Origin of the sequence: Nitrosomonas sp. GH22 (assembly GCF_009833115.1) — a bacterium.
Taxonomy (GTDB): domain Bacteria; phylum Pseudomonadota; class Gammaproteobacteria; order Burkholderiales; family Nitrosomonadaceae; genus Nitrosomonas; species Nitrosomonas eutropha.
In genome coordinates, this window is sequence record NZ_QRCA01000013.1 from 93,168 (window position 1) to 108,531 (window position 15,364).

The 15,364-nt window shown below is 50.4% G+C and carries 12 protein-coding genes; 7 read left to right on the plus strand and 5 right to left on the minus strand.

The features are described 5' to 3' along the window. The 7 genes from ABF86_RS05940 to xerC all read left to right on the plus strand — a co-directional run bounded on the left by ABF86_RS05940 (position 1) and on the right by xerC (position 9,822). Positions 1–1,287 (plus strand): TolC family protein, encoded by a 1,287-nt coding sequence (locus ABF86_RS05940; RefSeq protein ID WP_074684807.1) that lies wholly within the window; start codon positions 1–3, stop codon positions 1,285–1,287. Further along, positions 1,284–2,453, plus strand: coding sequence for an efflux RND transporter periplasmic adaptor subunit (locus tag ABF86_RS05945; protein WP_074684773.1), 1,170 nt, complete (start codon positions 1,284–1,286; stop codon positions 2,451–2,453). The genes ABF86_RS05940 and ABF86_RS05945 overlap by 4 nt, the downstream gene beginning before the upstream one ends. Before the next feature lies 1 nt (position 2,454). After that, on the plus strand, positions 2,455–5,580 hold the full coding sequence (locus tag ABF86_RS05950) for a CusA/CzcA family heavy metal efflux RND transporter (protein WP_011634613.1): 3,126 nt from the start codon (positions 2,455–2,457) through the stop codon (positions 5,578–5,580). A 42-nt stretch (positions 5,581–5,622) separates the two neighbouring features. Continuing rightward, complete coding sequence (locus ABF86_RS05955) at positions 5,623–6,294, plus strand: response regulator (protein ID WP_074684771.1); 672 nt, start codon at positions 5,623–5,625, stop codon at positions 6,292–6,294. After that, a complete protein-coding gene (locus ABF86_RS05960) occupies positions 6,291–7,676 on the plus strand; it encodes a sensor histidine kinase (protein ID WP_011634615.1) in 1,386 nt (461 codons plus the stop codon). The genes ABF86_RS05955 and ABF86_RS05960 overlap by 4 nt, the downstream gene beginning before the upstream one ends. A 495-nt stretch (positions 7,677–8,171) precedes the next feature. After that, positions 8,172–8,873, plus strand: coding sequence for a DUF484 family protein (locus ABF86_RS05965; protein ID WP_074684770.1), 702 nt, complete (start codon positions 8,172–8,174; stop codon positions 8,871–8,873). Further along, on the plus strand, positions 8,857–9,822 hold the full coding sequence (xerC, locus tag ABF86_RS05970) for a tyrosine recombinase XerC (RefSeq protein WP_074684769.1): 966 nt from the start codon (positions 8,857–8,859) through the stop codon (positions 9,820–9,822). The genes ABF86_RS05965 and xerC overlap by 17 nt, the downstream gene beginning before the upstream one ends. Before the next feature lie 46 nt (positions 9,823–9,868). Here xerC and ABF86_RS05975 read toward each other — a convergent pair whose 3' ends face one another. The 5 genes from ABF86_RS05975 to serC are packed head-to-tail and all read right to left on the minus strand — an operon-like array spanning position 9,869 to position 15,353. Then, positions 9,869–10,771, minus strand: a complete 903-nt coding sequence (locus ABF86_RS05975) for a prephenate dehydrogenase/arogenate dehydrogenase family protein (protein WP_083341420.1) — start codon at positions 10,769–10,771, stop codon at positions 9,869–9,871. A 27-nt stretch (positions 10,772–10,798) separates the two neighbouring features. Beyond that, a complete protein-coding gene (hisC, locus tag ABF86_RS05980) occupies positions 10,799–11,917 on the minus strand; it encodes a histidinol-phosphate transaminase (RefSeq protein WP_011634619.1) in 1,119 nt (372 codons plus the stop codon). 21 nt (positions 11,918–11,938) lie between these two features. Continuing rightward, positions 11,939–12,997: a prephenate dehydratase gene (pheA, locus tag ABF86_RS05985; protein WP_011634620.1), complete on the minus strand. Its 1,059-nt coding sequence runs from the start codon at positions 12,995–12,997 to the stop codon at positions 11,939–11,941. Between the two features lie 39 nt (positions 12,998–13,036). Continuing rightward, the gene (locus tag ABF86_RS05990; RefSeq protein ID WP_177162454.1) at positions 13,037–14,254 is read right to left on the minus strand and encodes a 3-phosphoglycerate dehydrogenase family protein; all 1,218 of its coding nucleotides are present in this window, start codon (positions 14,252–14,254) and stop codon (positions 13,037–13,039) included. Further along, the gene (gene serC / locus ABF86_RS05995) at positions 14,247–15,353 is read right to left on the minus strand and encodes a 3-phosphoserine/phosphohydroxythreonine transaminase (RefSeq protein ID WP_074684768.1); all 1,107 of its coding nucleotides are present in this window, start codon (positions 15,351–15,353) and stop codon (positions 14,247–14,249) included. The genes ABF86_RS05990 and serC overlap by 8 nt, the downstream gene beginning before the upstream one ends. Positions 15,354–15,364 lie beyond the last annotated feature (11 nt).

Consider the following 15,364-nt stretch of genomic DNA (forward strand, 5'->3'; position numbering starts at 1 on the left):
ATGCGCTGTTCAGCGTTATTTATCCTTGCTTTGTGGGCCGTACTCCCAGGTAACAGCCAAGCCTACGATATTACCGTCAGTCTGAAAGAAGCCGAGCAGTTGGCGCTGACTCGTAACCGCGATCTCCGCTTTGCCCGACGAAATATTGAAGCTGCGGCAGCGGAAACACTCAATGCAGCTGCTTTCCCCAACCCCACACTTGCGGTTAATGCCAGTCATTTAAACCTTAAATCTGACCCAACTACTGCATTCAGCTCCAGAACGCCAACCGAAAGCGAAATTCGTATCGATCAGACTTTTGAACGAGGTGGTAAGAGAGCGCTCCGTATGGCACAAGCAGACAGTAAACTCACCGCTACTCGGTTCGATTTTGACGATACGCTGCGGCAAACTCGGTTCAATGCACGCAGCGCTTGGTTTGAACTTAAACTGGCTGAGCATCACGTTGAACTGAGCGGCATTATTGCCGGCCAGTCTGAGCATATATTGGAATTGGCTCGACGCCGCTATCAAGCAGGCGATCTATCCGGTGCTGATCTGGGGCGCTTCGAAACCGATGCTGCCCGAGCCCGAGCGGGTGTGCGCACAGCAGAAAGCACGCTTACACGCGCCCGCACTGCATTGGGTATTTTGTTAGCTGACGAAAACCATGCGTTACAGCTTGTCACTCGGGGCGACTGGCCGGCAGAAAGAGCCAGATTGCCTGACGCAGCCACTATCACCACCGCTATTTCCCAGCGTCCGGATACACTTGCCGCTGCCGCACGAATGGAAGCCGCTCGACATAACGTTGGGTTGGCACAGGCAAAGCGCACTCGCGACGTTACTGTCAGCCTCCAATATGAACGTCAACCAGCCGATGTGACACAACCACGTAATTCTCTTGGTCTTGAAGTTTCCGTTCCATTGTTTCTTGGCAACTACTTTGAGGGCGATATCCGCCACGCTCATGCCGAGCTTGCTCTGGCCGAAGATCAGCTGGAAGCAATTCGCGCCCGCATCCAGGCTGAAATTAACCAGCTTGTCGATGAATTACAACATGCCAGCGACCGCTGGCATGCCTTGCAGGAACAAGCACTACCGGCTGCCCGCCGTACTGCCAGCGCAGCAGAGCTTGCTTTCAGCAAGGGAGCGATCAGCGCGCTGGAGTTTCTGGATGCGCAGCGCATTCTGCGGACTGCCGAGCTGGATACACTGCAAGCCCGCAGTGATCTGGCACAAGCAAGCGCCGCTCTGGATGCAGCACTGGAAATTACCATCTCCAAGGAACAGGAACCCGCTTCATGATGAAACTCCGATTATGCAAGATCAAAGTGGTTGCCGCTACCCTGGCAATAGTGATTACAGGTGTTGCTGGTTATTTGTATTTCAGCCAAGCTGTTATCCAGCCTCCGACAGAAAATACTGGATCAAACCGCACCCGGAATCAACTGCTATTCCCGCCGGGAGCCCCTCAGCTTGCCTACATTAAAACCAGCCCTGCCGTCTCAGCAATGCTGCCGGCCAGTGAGCCACTGGCTGCAAAGCTGGCACTGGCAGAAAACCTTACTGCTCGTATCAGCCCAGCTGTGGCAGGCCGTATCTTGCAGCTGCATGTCGAGATTGGCGATCAGGTTAAGGCTGGTACGCCACTGGTAACATTAGATTCGCCTGATTTTGGGGCAGCCATCGCCGATCTTCATAAGGCAGAAGCAGATGCCACCTACAAACAACTTGCTTATAAACGAGCGCGCGAGCTTTGGGCCGGTGAAGCCATCGCCCGGCGTGATGTGGAAAGCGCCCGTGCGGACTGGCAAATTGCAGCCGCAGAAGCTAAGCGTGCACAGTTGCGGGTAAGAAATCTGGTACCGGATGGCAAGATGCAGGATGAAAAACTGGTGTTATATGCACCAATTGACGGTACGGTAGCTTATCGCCAGGCCAACCCCGGCCTGGAAGTTCGCCCGGATATGGCCGCACCCTTATTTGTCATTTCCAATCTATCGCATTTATGGGTGCTGGTGGATGTTCCTGAACGATTAATCAGCCGGGTACAAAGCGGCAATCCACTACTGCTCAACTTCGATGCATTTCCGGAAAAATCCTTCCTTGCCACCATTACCCGTATCGCCCCCGTACTTGATCCGAATGTTCGCCGGGTACAGGTGCGCGCTGAAATAGACAATCCGGACGGCACGCTACGGCCAGAAATGTTTGCCCGTGCCCAGTTGATCGATCCACGAGCGGATAGCGTAGTTCAATTACCGGCAGAATCAGTCATTACCGGTGGGGTTCATCCCACCGTATTCGTTGAGACTAATGCGGGTGAATTTATTCAGCGCCGTATCCGCATTGCCTTCCAGGATGCTGAATCTGTCTGGCTCGAACCGGAAAATGGAGGGGTAGCAGTCGGAGAAGAGGTCGTGATCGACGGCACCATGCTGCTGACTTCAGAACTTGCTGCTGGAAACTAAAATGCTCAGTCGTCTTATCTCATTTTCGATCAAACAGCGGCTTTTTATTCTCGTGATGACGGGAGCACTGCTGGTGGCCGGCATACATGCTTTTATCGAACTGCCTATCGAAGCATTTCCCGATGTGCAGGATGTACAGGTACAAATCATCACGCAAGTCATCGGCCAGGCACCGGAAGAAGTCGAGCGCAGTGTCACTATCCCGATTGAACGGGAAATGAGCGGCGTGCCGCAACTGACCCAGCTGCGCTCGGTTTCCATTACCGGGCTGTCAGTCGTCACCATGACATTCGCCGACGGTGCCGAAGATCGTCTGGCACGTGCGCAAGTACTGGAAAAACTACAAACGGTAAGTTTGCCGGAAGGAATCACCCCTGAGCTAGCTCCACTGACCACTGCTGTTGGTGAAATTTACCGCTACGTGGTCGATGCTCCGCCGAACCTGCCACTGTATGAAGTCCGGGCCATTCAGGATTGGGTGATCCGTCCGGAATTGCGGCGGGTACCCGGTGTGGCAGATGTAATCGGCTTTGGTGGCACCATCAAGGAAATTCAGGTCAACGTTGATCCCAACGCATTGCGCAAGTACCGATTGACACTGGATCAGGTGAGCCGTGCATTGAGTGAAAATAATGCCAATACCGGCGGTGGCATTATCCGGCGAGGCGGTGAAGGATTAATACTAAGGGCTATTGGCCTGTTTCACACGATTGAGGACGTAACCACCACTGTGATCACGGCGCATGACGGCAAGACCATTACTATTGGTGATGTTGCAGCTGTTCATGTCGGTGAACATACACCATCTGGCATCGTCTCCCTTGCCCAACGTGATAAAGACGGCAAAGTTTCGAATCGCGACTCAATTGTCGAAGGCATCGTGGTGATGATCAAGGGCAGCGATCCGAGCAAGATTATTCAGACACTCAGGGCTCGGATCGATGAACTCAACAGCCAAGCCAAGCTTCCGCCAGGTGTGCAGATACACCCAATCTACGAGCGCACCCAACTAGTTGAACACACGGTGGCAACTGTGGAGGAGAATCTGCTCCTCGGTGCGCTGCTGGTAGTTACGGTCTTGGTCGTATTTCTACGTGACTGGCGAACCTCACTGATCGTTGCCTGCATCATTCCACTGACACTGCTGTTTGCCTTCATTATGATGAATGCACGCGGGGTATCCGCCAACCTGATTTCGCTGGGTGCAGTTGATTTCGGTATTATTATCGATAGTGCCGTCGTGCTGGTAGAAGCGCTAATGGTGCGGATGATGCTGCAAAAAGGCCTGGGATCCGGGCCTGATGCTGCCAAATGGCGTATCAGCGTCTTACGGCAAACTGCTATCAGCTTGAGCAAACCCATCCTGTTTTCAAAGGCGATTATTATCTTGGCCTTTGTACCGATATTTACGTTTCAGCGCGTGGAAGGAAAAATTTTTTCCCCGGTTGCCTTCACTCTTTCCTTCGCATTGATCGGTGCCATTATCCTGACACTGACACTGGTCCCTGCCCTGCTCTCCTATCTATTGCAGCGCGGTCCCGTTCAGGAGCCTCACCTGGCCTGGATGGAGCGCTTGCAGAATGGCTACCGGCGATTACTTGACTGGACAGACGCCCGTCCCCGCATTATAACCGGAATCACAACGATCTCACTGGCAGCAGCACTTGCACTGCTACCGGCAATCGGAACGGAATTTCTGCCCAAGCTCGACGAAGGAAACATCTGGCTGACTATCGCTCTTCCCCCTTCCATTCATTTGGAACAATCAAAGGAAGTAGAACGTGCAGTACGGGTGAAGCTGGCAGCCTATCCAGAAGTCAAAACAATTGTCTCCCAGGTTGGCCGGCCGGATGATGGTACCGATCCAAAGGGAGCCAATAATCTGGAAATTCTGGCTGATCTCAACCCTCGCAACAGTTGGCGATTCAGCTCGAAGGAAAAACTGGTGGCCGACATGTCACAAGCTTTGAAGGCCATTCCGGGTCTACCTACCAATTTCTCACAGGTAATCCAGGATAACGTCGAGGAATCCTTGTCCGGCGTCAAGGGTGAAATTGCCGTTAAGGTGTTTGGCCCAGATCTGGATATTCTGGAAGATAAGGCAGAGCAGATTGCCACCCTGCTTAACCATATTCGAGGCGCCGTGGATGTGGCTGCCATCAAGGTCGGCGGTCAGACCGAGGTGACCGTTACCCCGGATCGGCAGAAATTGGCGCGGTATGGCATCAACATCGCGGACATCAACAATCTTTTCCAGATGGCGTTCGGTGGTACGGCAGTGACCGGTTTTTATGAAGGTGAGCGACTCTTCAACGTCAACGTCCGGCTGGCTCCAGACTATCGCCGCACCGTCACCGACATTGCCAACCTGCAGATAGCAATTCCGGGCAGTACCGGTGCTTTTCTGACACTGGGCGAATTAGCTCGCATTGAAGTACGCCAGGGTGCTTCACGCATTGCACGCGAGGCAGGAGGTCGTGCCGTTTCGGTCAAGTCAAACTTAATGGGACGTGATCTGGGCAGCTTTATTAATGAGGCCCAGAAAAAAGTAACTGAGCACGTTCACCTGCCCCCTGGCTACCGAATTACTTGGGGAGGACAGTTCGAGAACCAGCAACGAGCAATAAAACGATTGATGATTATTGTGCCTGTCAGTCTGCTTGGTATCTTTGTATTACTGTTCTGGGCGTTTAAATCCGTGCGTGCAGCGCTTATCATTTTGCTAATTGCCCCACTCACCCTGATTGGTGGCCTTACCGGACTGGCACTCTCCGGCTTGCATTTATCCATTTCAGCTGCGGTCGGGTTTATTGCGGTCTCCGGTATTGCAGTGCAAAACGGGGTAATCATGATTGAGGAAATCGTGGGCTTGGTTCACAAAGATCGATCGTTTGCTGAGGCGGTGCGGGAAGGTGCTGTGCTGCGCCTGCGGCCAATATTAATGACAGCTCTGATGGCAGGCCTTGGTTTGCTACCAGCGGCGCTGTCCCATAGTATCGGTTCAGAGATCCAACGCCCATTTGCAGTGGTCATTGTCGGCGGTATTATTTCTGCTACCTTCTTCACACTGGTACTGCTGCCACTAATGTTCAACCGGCTGGCACGGCCAAAACACATGAAATCCTGAATAAATCCGGTTTATGTATCATGAGATGGGTTGGAGGACATAATGCGTATTCTGGTTGTCGAGGATGATTCCCTGGTGGCAAGCGGTATCAAACAGGGTTTGACCAATGCGGGCTACACTGTCGATGTGGCGAACACAGCCGGGAGTGCGGAGATCCATCTGCGGGATGAGAATTTTGATCTGGTGGTAGTGGATATCGGCCTGCCAGATATGGATGGATTAATGCTGGTACAACGACTACGCAACCGGCAGATGCGCCTGCCTGTATTAGTACTAACTGCGCGCGGTAGCATGGAGGATACGATTGCCGGTCTGGATGTGGGGGCAGATGATTATATGGTCAAGCCATTCCGTTTACCAGAGCTGGCGGCGCGTATCCGTGCACTGATTCGCCGCGCTCACTCGGTTGCCAGTACCGAGTTACGGCATGATCAGCTGATTCTCAATACCGGTAGCCACACCGCCACGCTGCACGGCCAGCCACTATTCTTGACCATGCGTGAATGGACTATCCTGGAAATTCTGTTGATGGCTTCACCCAAAGTAGTTAGCAAAGACAAGCTGCTGCAAAGCCTGGCCGGTTGGGACAAGAACATCACGCCCAATGCCATTGAAGTTCATGTATCGCGGCTACGCGCCAAGATTGCGCTTGGCGGCATTGGGATTCGCACAGTTCGCGGCATCGGTTACCGTATTGATCAGAGCCTCTCATGAAATCCGGTCATTCTCATCCACCGGGGTTGCGGCAACGATTGCTGCTCTGGATATTGCTCCCTTTGATTGTAGTATTTACTGGCAGTATCCTGTTTGATTATCGCTTGGCTCAGGAAACAGCCAATACTGCCTACGATCACTCCCTAAACGATGCAGCACTGGATATTACCGCCTATGTCCAGACTACCGGCCTAAATCCCGAATTGCGTCTGACTCCCGAAGCAGAAGCCATGCTGCGTTCCGATGCAATGGATAAAATTTTTTTCGCTATCCATGGCTCCGATCAACAACTGCTGGCCGGTGACGCCGACCTGCCGATCTACCCCGGATCGTTGCACGAACGACCGACATTTGTCGATGATATCTACCAGGATGAAGAAATTCGTGCCACCACGCATCGAATTGTCATCAATGGTGATGAAATCACCATTACGGTAGCTGAAACCATGCGGGAACGGAACCACGCCAGCCACCGTATACTCGCCGCAATTGCTTTCCCCAACCTGATGATTATTGTCGCAACATTACTGGTAATCTACTTTGGTGTCCGGCGTGGTCTGGCACCACTTGTACACATTGAAAACCAGATTGCCAGCCGCTCACCACGCGATTTACGTGCACTCGATATTGAGCATGCTCCGCGCGAAATCCGCCCAATGCTTACCCGGCTCAATGAGCTGTTTGAATCACTGCGCCTGGCTGCCGCAGCCCAGCAACGTTTTTTGGCTGATGCAGCACATCAGTTGCGCACGCCGTTAGCTGGTTTGCAAACCCAGATCGAACTAGTGGCTGCCGAAGGAAAATATCTCCGCAACGAAGAGCGACTGGCGCGTATTGAGGAATCAGTCGAACGTATCGCGCATCTGGTTACCCAGCTGTTGATTTACGCGCAAACCGAGTCGGCAGCTTCTGCCAATCAGGTCTTTCAACCAGTGGCGCTGCATGAACTGGCTGAAAGCTCAGCATCAATCTTTATTGATCGTGCCCTTCTCAAGGATATTGATCTCGGTTTTGAAATTGAGCCGGCAGTTACCGAGGGTATCGCCTGGATGTTGCGAGAGGCCCTGGGAAATTTAATTGATAACGCGCTGCGCTACTGTCCCTCCGGTAGCACGATCACCGTCCGCAGCGGCATTCGTTTCGGTCGGTCCTACCTGGCGGTGGAGGATAACGGCCCCGGTATTTCAGTTACAGAGCGCGACAAAGTATTTGAACGCTTTTATCGTATTCCCGGATCGGCCAGTGGTGGTTGTGGACTGGGCTTATCTATCGTCCAGGAAATTGCACAACTGCATACCGCAACCATCAATTTCTCCGAACCGGCCGGTGGCGGCCTGACAGTTATACTCACCTTTCCTGCAAGCAATATGAAAAATGAGTGATGTAAAAAAGAAAGCCTGCCATTTTACAGAAAACAATGTAAAAGGCAGGCCAAAGTAGAGGAGGAAGCAACTTGTACCAGTAGAACACACAGCTTATTCAGGGAAAAATCTGAAAGAAAAAATTCATATTTTTCCTTCAAATCTATATTCATATCGCATAAATATAAACCTGAGTACTAGGTGTTACGGATAATGAAGTTGATTATGCCCTTAAAAATAAAGATTGAGAATGTGACATATTGCCGCAGGCTGAATTGATAGGAGCTTCGCTATGACAGGAGACACTGCAGAAGGAAATGCACCAGAATACTTGCCAGGGAAAACTGCCATATCCCGGATGGACGTATGGTATTTTGCAATAAACATGAGGGAGTACTTTTTGTGTAATCCTCTCCGGGTGTGCTCTTGCACCCGAGTGACAGCCGTCTCCGCATGACATATTGATGCCTCGCCGTGGTAAGATACTTGACCTGTAACAATGAAATATACGCGCCCATGACCACATCCGAGGAAGTTGTGCAATATTTGCAGGATCATCCACAGTTTTTTGAGGAGAATCCTGATTTGATGGAATCTCTCTATTTCCCGCACCCATACGAAGGTCGCGCCATTTCGATTAATGAGCGGCAGGTGGCAATGTTGCGTGAGAAAAACAGGCTTTTGCAGAGCAGACTGCAAGAACTGGTAGATGTCGGTGAGAAAAACGATGTTATCGGCGAGAAAATGCATCGCCTGACAGTTGCGTTGCTGGGTTTCGATTCATTACCCGAAATGCTGCACGGACTACAGTACCATTTGTGCGAAGATTTCTCTATTCCGCACGTTGTGTTACGCTTATGGCAAATCGATGAACTGGGCACTCAGGCAGACCTTCCTTCTCCTGAATTCAATCAAACCAGCAGCAACATCCATATTCTCGCACAAGGTATGCCACACCCTTATTGCGGGCCAGAGATAGATGATGAAATCCGGCAATGGTTTGAGATGGATGCAGAATATCTGCAATCCTTTGCTCTTATCCCATTAAAGAAGCAATCCGGTTTCGGCTTGTTGGTGATGGCCAGCCCGGAAGTAGAACGTTTTTTTCCCGACATGGGCACGCTTTATCTGGAACGCCTGGGAGATATGGTCAGCAGTTCCATTACGCGACTGATACAGCAGGCTCCTGGAGCCACCACGCGTGAATCCACTTCATGACGAGCAGGATCTTCCTGCCTTACCATCGCTGCTTGGCGAATATCTGACTTATCTGTCCAGCACGCGTAGCCTTTCTGTTCAAACACAGCATCATTACCGGCGCGACCTGATAGCATTGGTACGCTGTACTATCACTCAACATGAAAACGGAAACAACAAGATTTCTGATATTTCGCTGACCCGGTTGCACTCGCATGATATCCGCCATTTCATCGCACGCTTACATAGTAGCGGCCTTTCCGGCAGAAGCCTGGCACGTATGCTGTCCGCTTGGCGCGGATTTTATCGTTATCTGATCCGTCACCATCACCATAACGGGAACCCCTGCCTGGATGTGCGTGTGCCAAAATCTCCACATAAACTGCCGCATGCGCTTTCGCCAGATGAAGCCGCACAACTGCTGACATTCAACCCTTCTTCTAATGATATGCTGGCAACACGCGATCTCGCCATATTCGAGCTGTTCTATTCATCTGGATTACGTCTGACTGAGCTAACACAACTCCAACCAACTGATATTGATTTCACTGGGGGCACAGTGCGCGTTACGGGTAAAGGCAATAAAACCCGTATCGTGCCAGTTGGCGAGCTGGCGCTACGCGCACTACAGGCCTGGCTACCGCTGCGCAATGCGTGGCTGATACCGGGTGAGACGGCATTATTTTTATCACAGCGCGGGCGTCGCATCCACCCGCGCACAATTGCTTACCGTCTGCATCAGCGTGCCCAATTGCAAAACCTTGATAGCCGGGTACATCCGCACACACTGCGCCATTCATTTGCTTCTCATTTGTTGCAATCCAGCGGCGATCTGCGTGCAGTTCAGGAAATGCTCGGGCATAGCAGTATCCGCAGTACGCAGGTCTACACTCACCTGGATTTTCAGCATTTAGCAAAAATCTACGACCAGGCACATCCGCGCGCCAGAAAAAAACCAAAAACAGATTAGATCTTGCAGGATACTTGAGGATATGGGAGAACCGGATACAGAAGAATCAGGAGTTATTCCCGAGAGCTGACCAGTTTCTTCGGGTGACACGTGCTTCTGAAAACAGTTTTTCTAGCGCTTCACTGTCATGATCGGTCAGTATTTGCCGCAGTTTAGATAGCTCCAATTGATAGGCTTCAATTTGTGCAAGTAATGCTATACGGTTATCGAGGCAGATATCCCGCCACATTTCCGGGGAACTGGCAGCAATGCGAGTCATACCGTTCAGGCTGCTGCCTGCGAGACGTAAAAGCTCTAGTGGATTTCCCTCACTCAAGGTAAGACTCTGGGTCTGGATATGCTGCATCAACGAAAATGCCAGCATGTGCGGAAGATGGCTGATAGCAGCAAGTATCTGGTCATGCTGTTCTGGTTGCATAGATGAAACCCGGGCCCCACAGTACCGCCAGAGGGCGGTAACGTAATCAATAGCCTGTTGATCGTTCTCCTGTAATGGCGTCAGAATCACGGGTTTATTCTGAAAAAGATCAGGGGAAGCAGCTACCGCACCACTGAGTTCGGTTCCGGCAATCGGGTGGGCAGGAATAAAATAGCTGATATGTTTACCCAAGTACGCGCGAGCAGCATCAACCACACTCTGCTTGGTACTGCCAACATCGGAGACGATAGTGCGAGCTTCTAAATAAGGCGCTATCTGCTGCAAAATACGAGCAGCCTGTTTTACAGGAACTGCGAGTAATACAAAATCTGCACCAGATAGTGCGGCAGCAAAATCGCCGATTTGTTCGTCAATGATGCCCAGCTCAAGGGCGCACTGCATGTTTTCAGGGCTGCGCCCGATTCCGGTGATATGTTTAACCAGGCCGGCCCGACGCAACGCTTGCGCAAATGAACCACCAATTAATCCCACACCGATAATAACCAGTTTTGAAATGCTGGATGAAGCCATGATCGGTGTGTATGGGTTGGTGGGTGATTAGTCGGATTCTTTCAACGCTTGTTCCAGCGCATACAGGAATCTCTTATTTTCTTCCTCAATCCCGATAGTCACCCGCAAATGATTGGGCATGCCGTAATTACCCAATGGACGCACAATGACCCCTTGCTGCAACAGACTTTTGTAAATTTTCAGGGTATCGGCCTGATGACCGTCAATCTGGATACTGACAAAATTACCAAAAGAAGGGATAAAGCCGACACCCAGCCGATCCAAACCAGCGATCATCCGCTGCATACCGGTCCGGTTTGTCATGTAGGAAAGTTTGACAAATTCAACATCGTCGAGGGCTGCCTGAGCAGCCGCCAAACCAATGCTGTTGACATTGAAAGGCTGTCGGATACGGTTCATCAGATTGGCAATATCAGCATGCGCCAGTGCAAAACCAACACGTACGCTGGCCAGACCATAAGCCTTGGAGAAAGTATGCGTGATAACCAGATTCTGGAAATTTTTCAACCATGCGACACTGTTGGTCTTGTTCGCTTCTGGCAGATATTCATCATAAGCTTGATCCAGAATAACAAGTACATCCGGCGAAACACGTTCTATAAAACGCAATAGATCTCTGGCATCGCACAAGGTGCCGGTCGGATTATTAGGATTCGCAATAAATATGATGCGTGTTTCTGGTGTAATAGCATCCAGCATGGCTTCCAGGTCGTGCCCATAATTTCTGGCAGGAACAGTAATGCCTCTGGCACCTGCTGCCTGAACCAAGAGCGGATATATGGCAAAAGCATACTGGGAATAAATTGCACTTGTACCGGGCCGCAGAAAGATGCGGGAAGCAAGCTCAAGTACATCATTGGAGCCGTTGCCCAGCACGATTTGCTCGGCAGATACACCCAGACGATCAGATAAAGCCACTTTTAGTTCAAAACCACTCCCATCTGGATACCGTGCAGACTCACTAAGCGCCTGAATCATCGCTTCTCTTGCCAACGGACTGGTTCCCAATGGATTCTCGTTGGAAGCCAGTTTAATGACTTCATTTTTATCCAGACCAAGGTCTCTGACCAGTTCCGATATCGGTTTACCCGGCTGATAGGGTTGGATTGCCCGGATATATTCCGGTGCCAGTTCAAAAAGGTTCATAACATTCAGGAATTAATTAATTTACGCTGCAGGATAAGAGCCGAAAACCTTCAGAAAGGTTGCATTGTCGCGCAGCATCTGAAGTGCCCTGGCTACGTTTTCATCTTCCTGATGCCCTTCAATATCCGTAAAGAAAACATATTCCCACAGACTGGCGCGTGAAGGGCGCGATTCCAGACGCGTCATACTGACACAATGTTGTGCAAAGGGCGCCAGAAGCTCATGGACTGAACCAGGTCGATTATGCGTGGCCATGGCCAGTGAGGTTTTATCTTTTCCGGAGGGCGCCACTTCCTGCATACCTACCACCAGAAATCGTGTCGTATTATTCGGACTATCCTCGATATTGGTGGCACAGATCTTCAGTCCGAATACTTCAGCAGCTTTCTTCCCGGCAATCGCAGCGGCGCTGCTATCTGCTGCAACCTGACGGGCAGCATCTGCATTGCTGGCAGCATTGATACGATCAGCGGCAGTCAGATTTTCATTGAGCCATGCCTGACATTGTGCAAATGATTGCGGATGTGAATAAACTCTTCGAATAGAAGCCAGATCGGCGTGCTGTGCCATCAGGCACTGATGGATGGGCAGCTGAAGTTCGCCACATATCTTCAAGGGCGTCAGTAACAACAAGTCCATTGTTCTGCCGACTGCCCCCTCAGTCGAATTTTCGACTGGTACAACACCGTAATTAGCTGCACCGGATTCAACCTTGCGAAAAATATCGTCAATTGAACTGCAGGGTATTGAGGTAACCGCGCTGCCAAAACGTTTGGTCACTGCTTCTTCCGAGAATGTACCCTGTGGCCCAAGATAAGCAACAACTAAAGGCTCTTCCAGTGCACGACAGATTGATATGACTTCGGTAAACAAATGCACGATATGCTCATCTCGTAATGGCCCCGAATTTGCTTGCTGCAAACGAGAAAAGATTTGTGACTCACGCTCAGGGCGATAAGCCGTGCCGGATTTCTGTCGACCAATCTGTTGCGCAAGCCGTGCACGGGTATTAATCAATCGGAGCAATTCATCGTCGATTGCATCGATTTCATTGCGCAGTTGTGTAAGCTGTTCCGTCATCAATAGGGATTTAATAAGATTGCGGCTGGATTTTCTGCTTTACACTCGTTCAGGCTCGGAAGGTACTGAAACAGGCAGATAACGAACCATTAACACACCCGTAATCTGGGCAATTGCATTAATGATTTCCGGCGGAACAGCCCTGTCAGTATCGACCAGTGTATAAGCCATTTCCCCACGGGATTTATTGATCATATTATGAATATTTAGGCCGATATCCGCCATGCGGGTTGATATTTGCCCCAGCAGATTAGGGACATTGGCATTAGCCACAGCAACCCGGAACGGAGTTCCACGCTCCATGACAACATCCGGAAAATTGACGGTATAACTGATATTACCGTGAGCTATATAATCCATGATCTGGTCAGCAATCATCATGGCGCAATTTTCCTCCGCTTCATGCGTAGAGGCGCCCAGGTGAGGTAAGGTGATAACTGCTGGTTGCTGCTTCAATTTCTGATCAGGAAAATCACAAACATAATTTTTGATAATTCCACTCTTGATACCAGCCAGTACAGCATCTTCATCAACGATGGCATTACGCGAAAAATTAAGCAGAATTGTATTTTTCTGCATATGAGATATCAGTGGGCCGTTGATCAGATGCCGAGTAGATTCATTAAGCGGCACATGTAATGAAATAAAATTGCTGCGGCGCACCAAATCTTCAATCTGATTAGCTCTTTGTACTTCTGCAGACAAGCTCCATGCTGAATCGATCGTGATTTTCGGGTCATAGCCCAACACCTTCATCCCGAGTTTGATTGCAGCATCCGCCACAGGTCGCCCGATCTTGCCAAGGCCAATAACACCCAATGTCCGCCCTGGCAGCTCCAGTCCGGAAAACTGTTTTTTACCTGCTTCAACCTGCAAATGAAAGGATTGATCATCTCCTTCCAGCGCTTCAACAAAACGCAAAGCCGGTATCAGATTACGCGATGCCATTAACATCCCTGCCAGCACGAGTTCCTTGACTGCATTAGCATTAGCCCCAGGTGTATTAAAAACCGGAATACCGCGTGCACTCATCTGGTTGACGGGAATATTGTTTGTTCCAGCACCGGCACGACCGATTGCAATCACACTTACGGGTATGTCCATATCGTGCATGTTATGGGAACGCACCAGTATCACATCAGGATCGGAAATATCACTACTGATCTGAAAAATATTGGCAGGTAAACGCTTGAGTCCGACCGAAGCAATCGAGTTTAGCGTAAGAACTTTGCAGATTTTATGAATATCTTCAGACATGGTTTTTCTCAAATTCCCGCATGAATGTCGCCAGTGTCTGCACCCCTTCCAATGGCATGGCATTATAGATTGAAGCACGCATGCCACCGACTGATCGGTGCCCTTTCAACTGAAGCAATCCATGTGCCTGCGCCTGTTTCAGGAATACCTCATCAAGACTGGAATCACTTAGTGTGAATGGAATATTCATCCTCGATCGATCTAATCGGTTGACCGGACAATGGTAGAAACTACTGGCATCAATCAGATCATAGATCAGTTTAGCCTTGGCGATATTACGCTGTTCGATCGCAACCAATCCACCCTGTTTTTTTAACCATTCCATGACCAGCCCCATGATGTAAATGGCATAAGTGGGCGGTGTATTGTACATTGAGGCCTGATCCGCATGCGTTTTGTAGCGGTACATGGTGGGAGTCCGGGGAAGCGGCGGAATAGCCAGCAAATCTTCTCGGATAATCACGATCACCAGCCCGGCCGGGCCCACATTTTTCTGTGCTCCGGCGTAAATCAACCCGAATTTACTGACATCAAATGGCCGCGACAGGAAATTGGACGACATATCAGCGACCAAGGGAATATTGCCATTGCCACCAGGGGCCACAGATAAATCAGGCGTCCACTGGAATTCAACTCCACCGATCGTTTCGTTGGGCGTATAGTGCACATAGGCTGTATCAGATGAAATATGCCATTGTTCCAGCGGGGGAACGGAGTTGAAGCCATCTTGTTCCGATGATGCAGTGATATGAACAGAGCAGTATTGACCCGCCTCAGAGGCGGCTTTTTTTGACCATTGGCCGGTATGAACATAATCTGCTTGAGTATTTCCTTCAAGCAGATTCATCGGCACCACGGCAAACTGACTGGACGCCCCTCCCTGAAGAAAGAGTACTTTGTAGTTAGCGGGAATATTCGCCAACTCACGCAAATCGGATTCGGCTTTATCTACTATGGACATGAATTCTTTCCCGCGATGACTCATCTCCATGACCGACATGCCACTACCATGCCAGTCCAGCATTTCCTCGCGAGCCTGTTCCAATACTTCCTCCGGCAAAACAGCCGGTCCTGCACTGAAATTGTATATTTTCCTCATTGTGTCACCGG

Coding starts and splice junctions, on each gene's coding strand:
- ABF86_RS05945 (WP_074684773.1), top strand. CDS start 1,284: ATGATGAAACTCCGATTATGCAAGATCAAAGTGGTTGCCGCTACCCTG.
- ABF86_RS05950 (WP_011634613.1), top strand. CDS start 2,455: ATGCTCAGTCGTCTTATCTCATTTTCGATCAAACAGCGGCTTTTTATT.
- ABF86_RS05965 (WP_074684770.1), top strand. CDS start 8,172: ATGACCACATCCGAGGAAGTTGTGCAATATTTGCAGGATCATCCACAG.
- pheA (WP_011634620.1), bottom strand. CDS start 12,997: ATGACGGAACAGCTTACACAACTGCGCAATGAAATCGATGCAATCGAC.
- ABF86_RS05940 (WP_074684807.1), top strand. CDS start 1: ATGCGCTGTTCAGCGTTATTTATCCTTGCTTTGTGGGCCGTACTCCCA.
- serC (WP_074684768.1), bottom strand. CDS start 15,353: ATGAGGAAAATATACAATTTCAGTGCAGGACCGGCTGTTTTGCCGGAG.
- ABF86_RS05955 (WP_074684771.1), top strand. CDS start 5,623: ATGCGTATTCTGGTTGTCGAGGATGATTCCCTGGTGGCAAGCGGTATC.
- ABF86_RS05960 (WP_011634615.1), top strand. CDS start 6,291: ATGAAATCCGGTCATTCTCATCCACCGGGGTTGCGGCAACGATTGCTG.
- hisC (WP_011634619.1), bottom strand. CDS start 11,917: ATGAACCTTTTTGAACTGGCACCGGAATATATCCGGGCAATCCAACCC.
- ABF86_RS05990 (WP_177162454.1), bottom strand. CDS start 14,254: ATGTCTGAAGATATTCATAAAATCTGCAAAGTTCTTACGCTAAACTCG.
- ABF86_RS05975 (WP_083341420.1), bottom strand. CDS start 10,771: ATGGCTTCATCCAGCATTTCAAAACTGGTTATTATCGGTGTGGGATTA.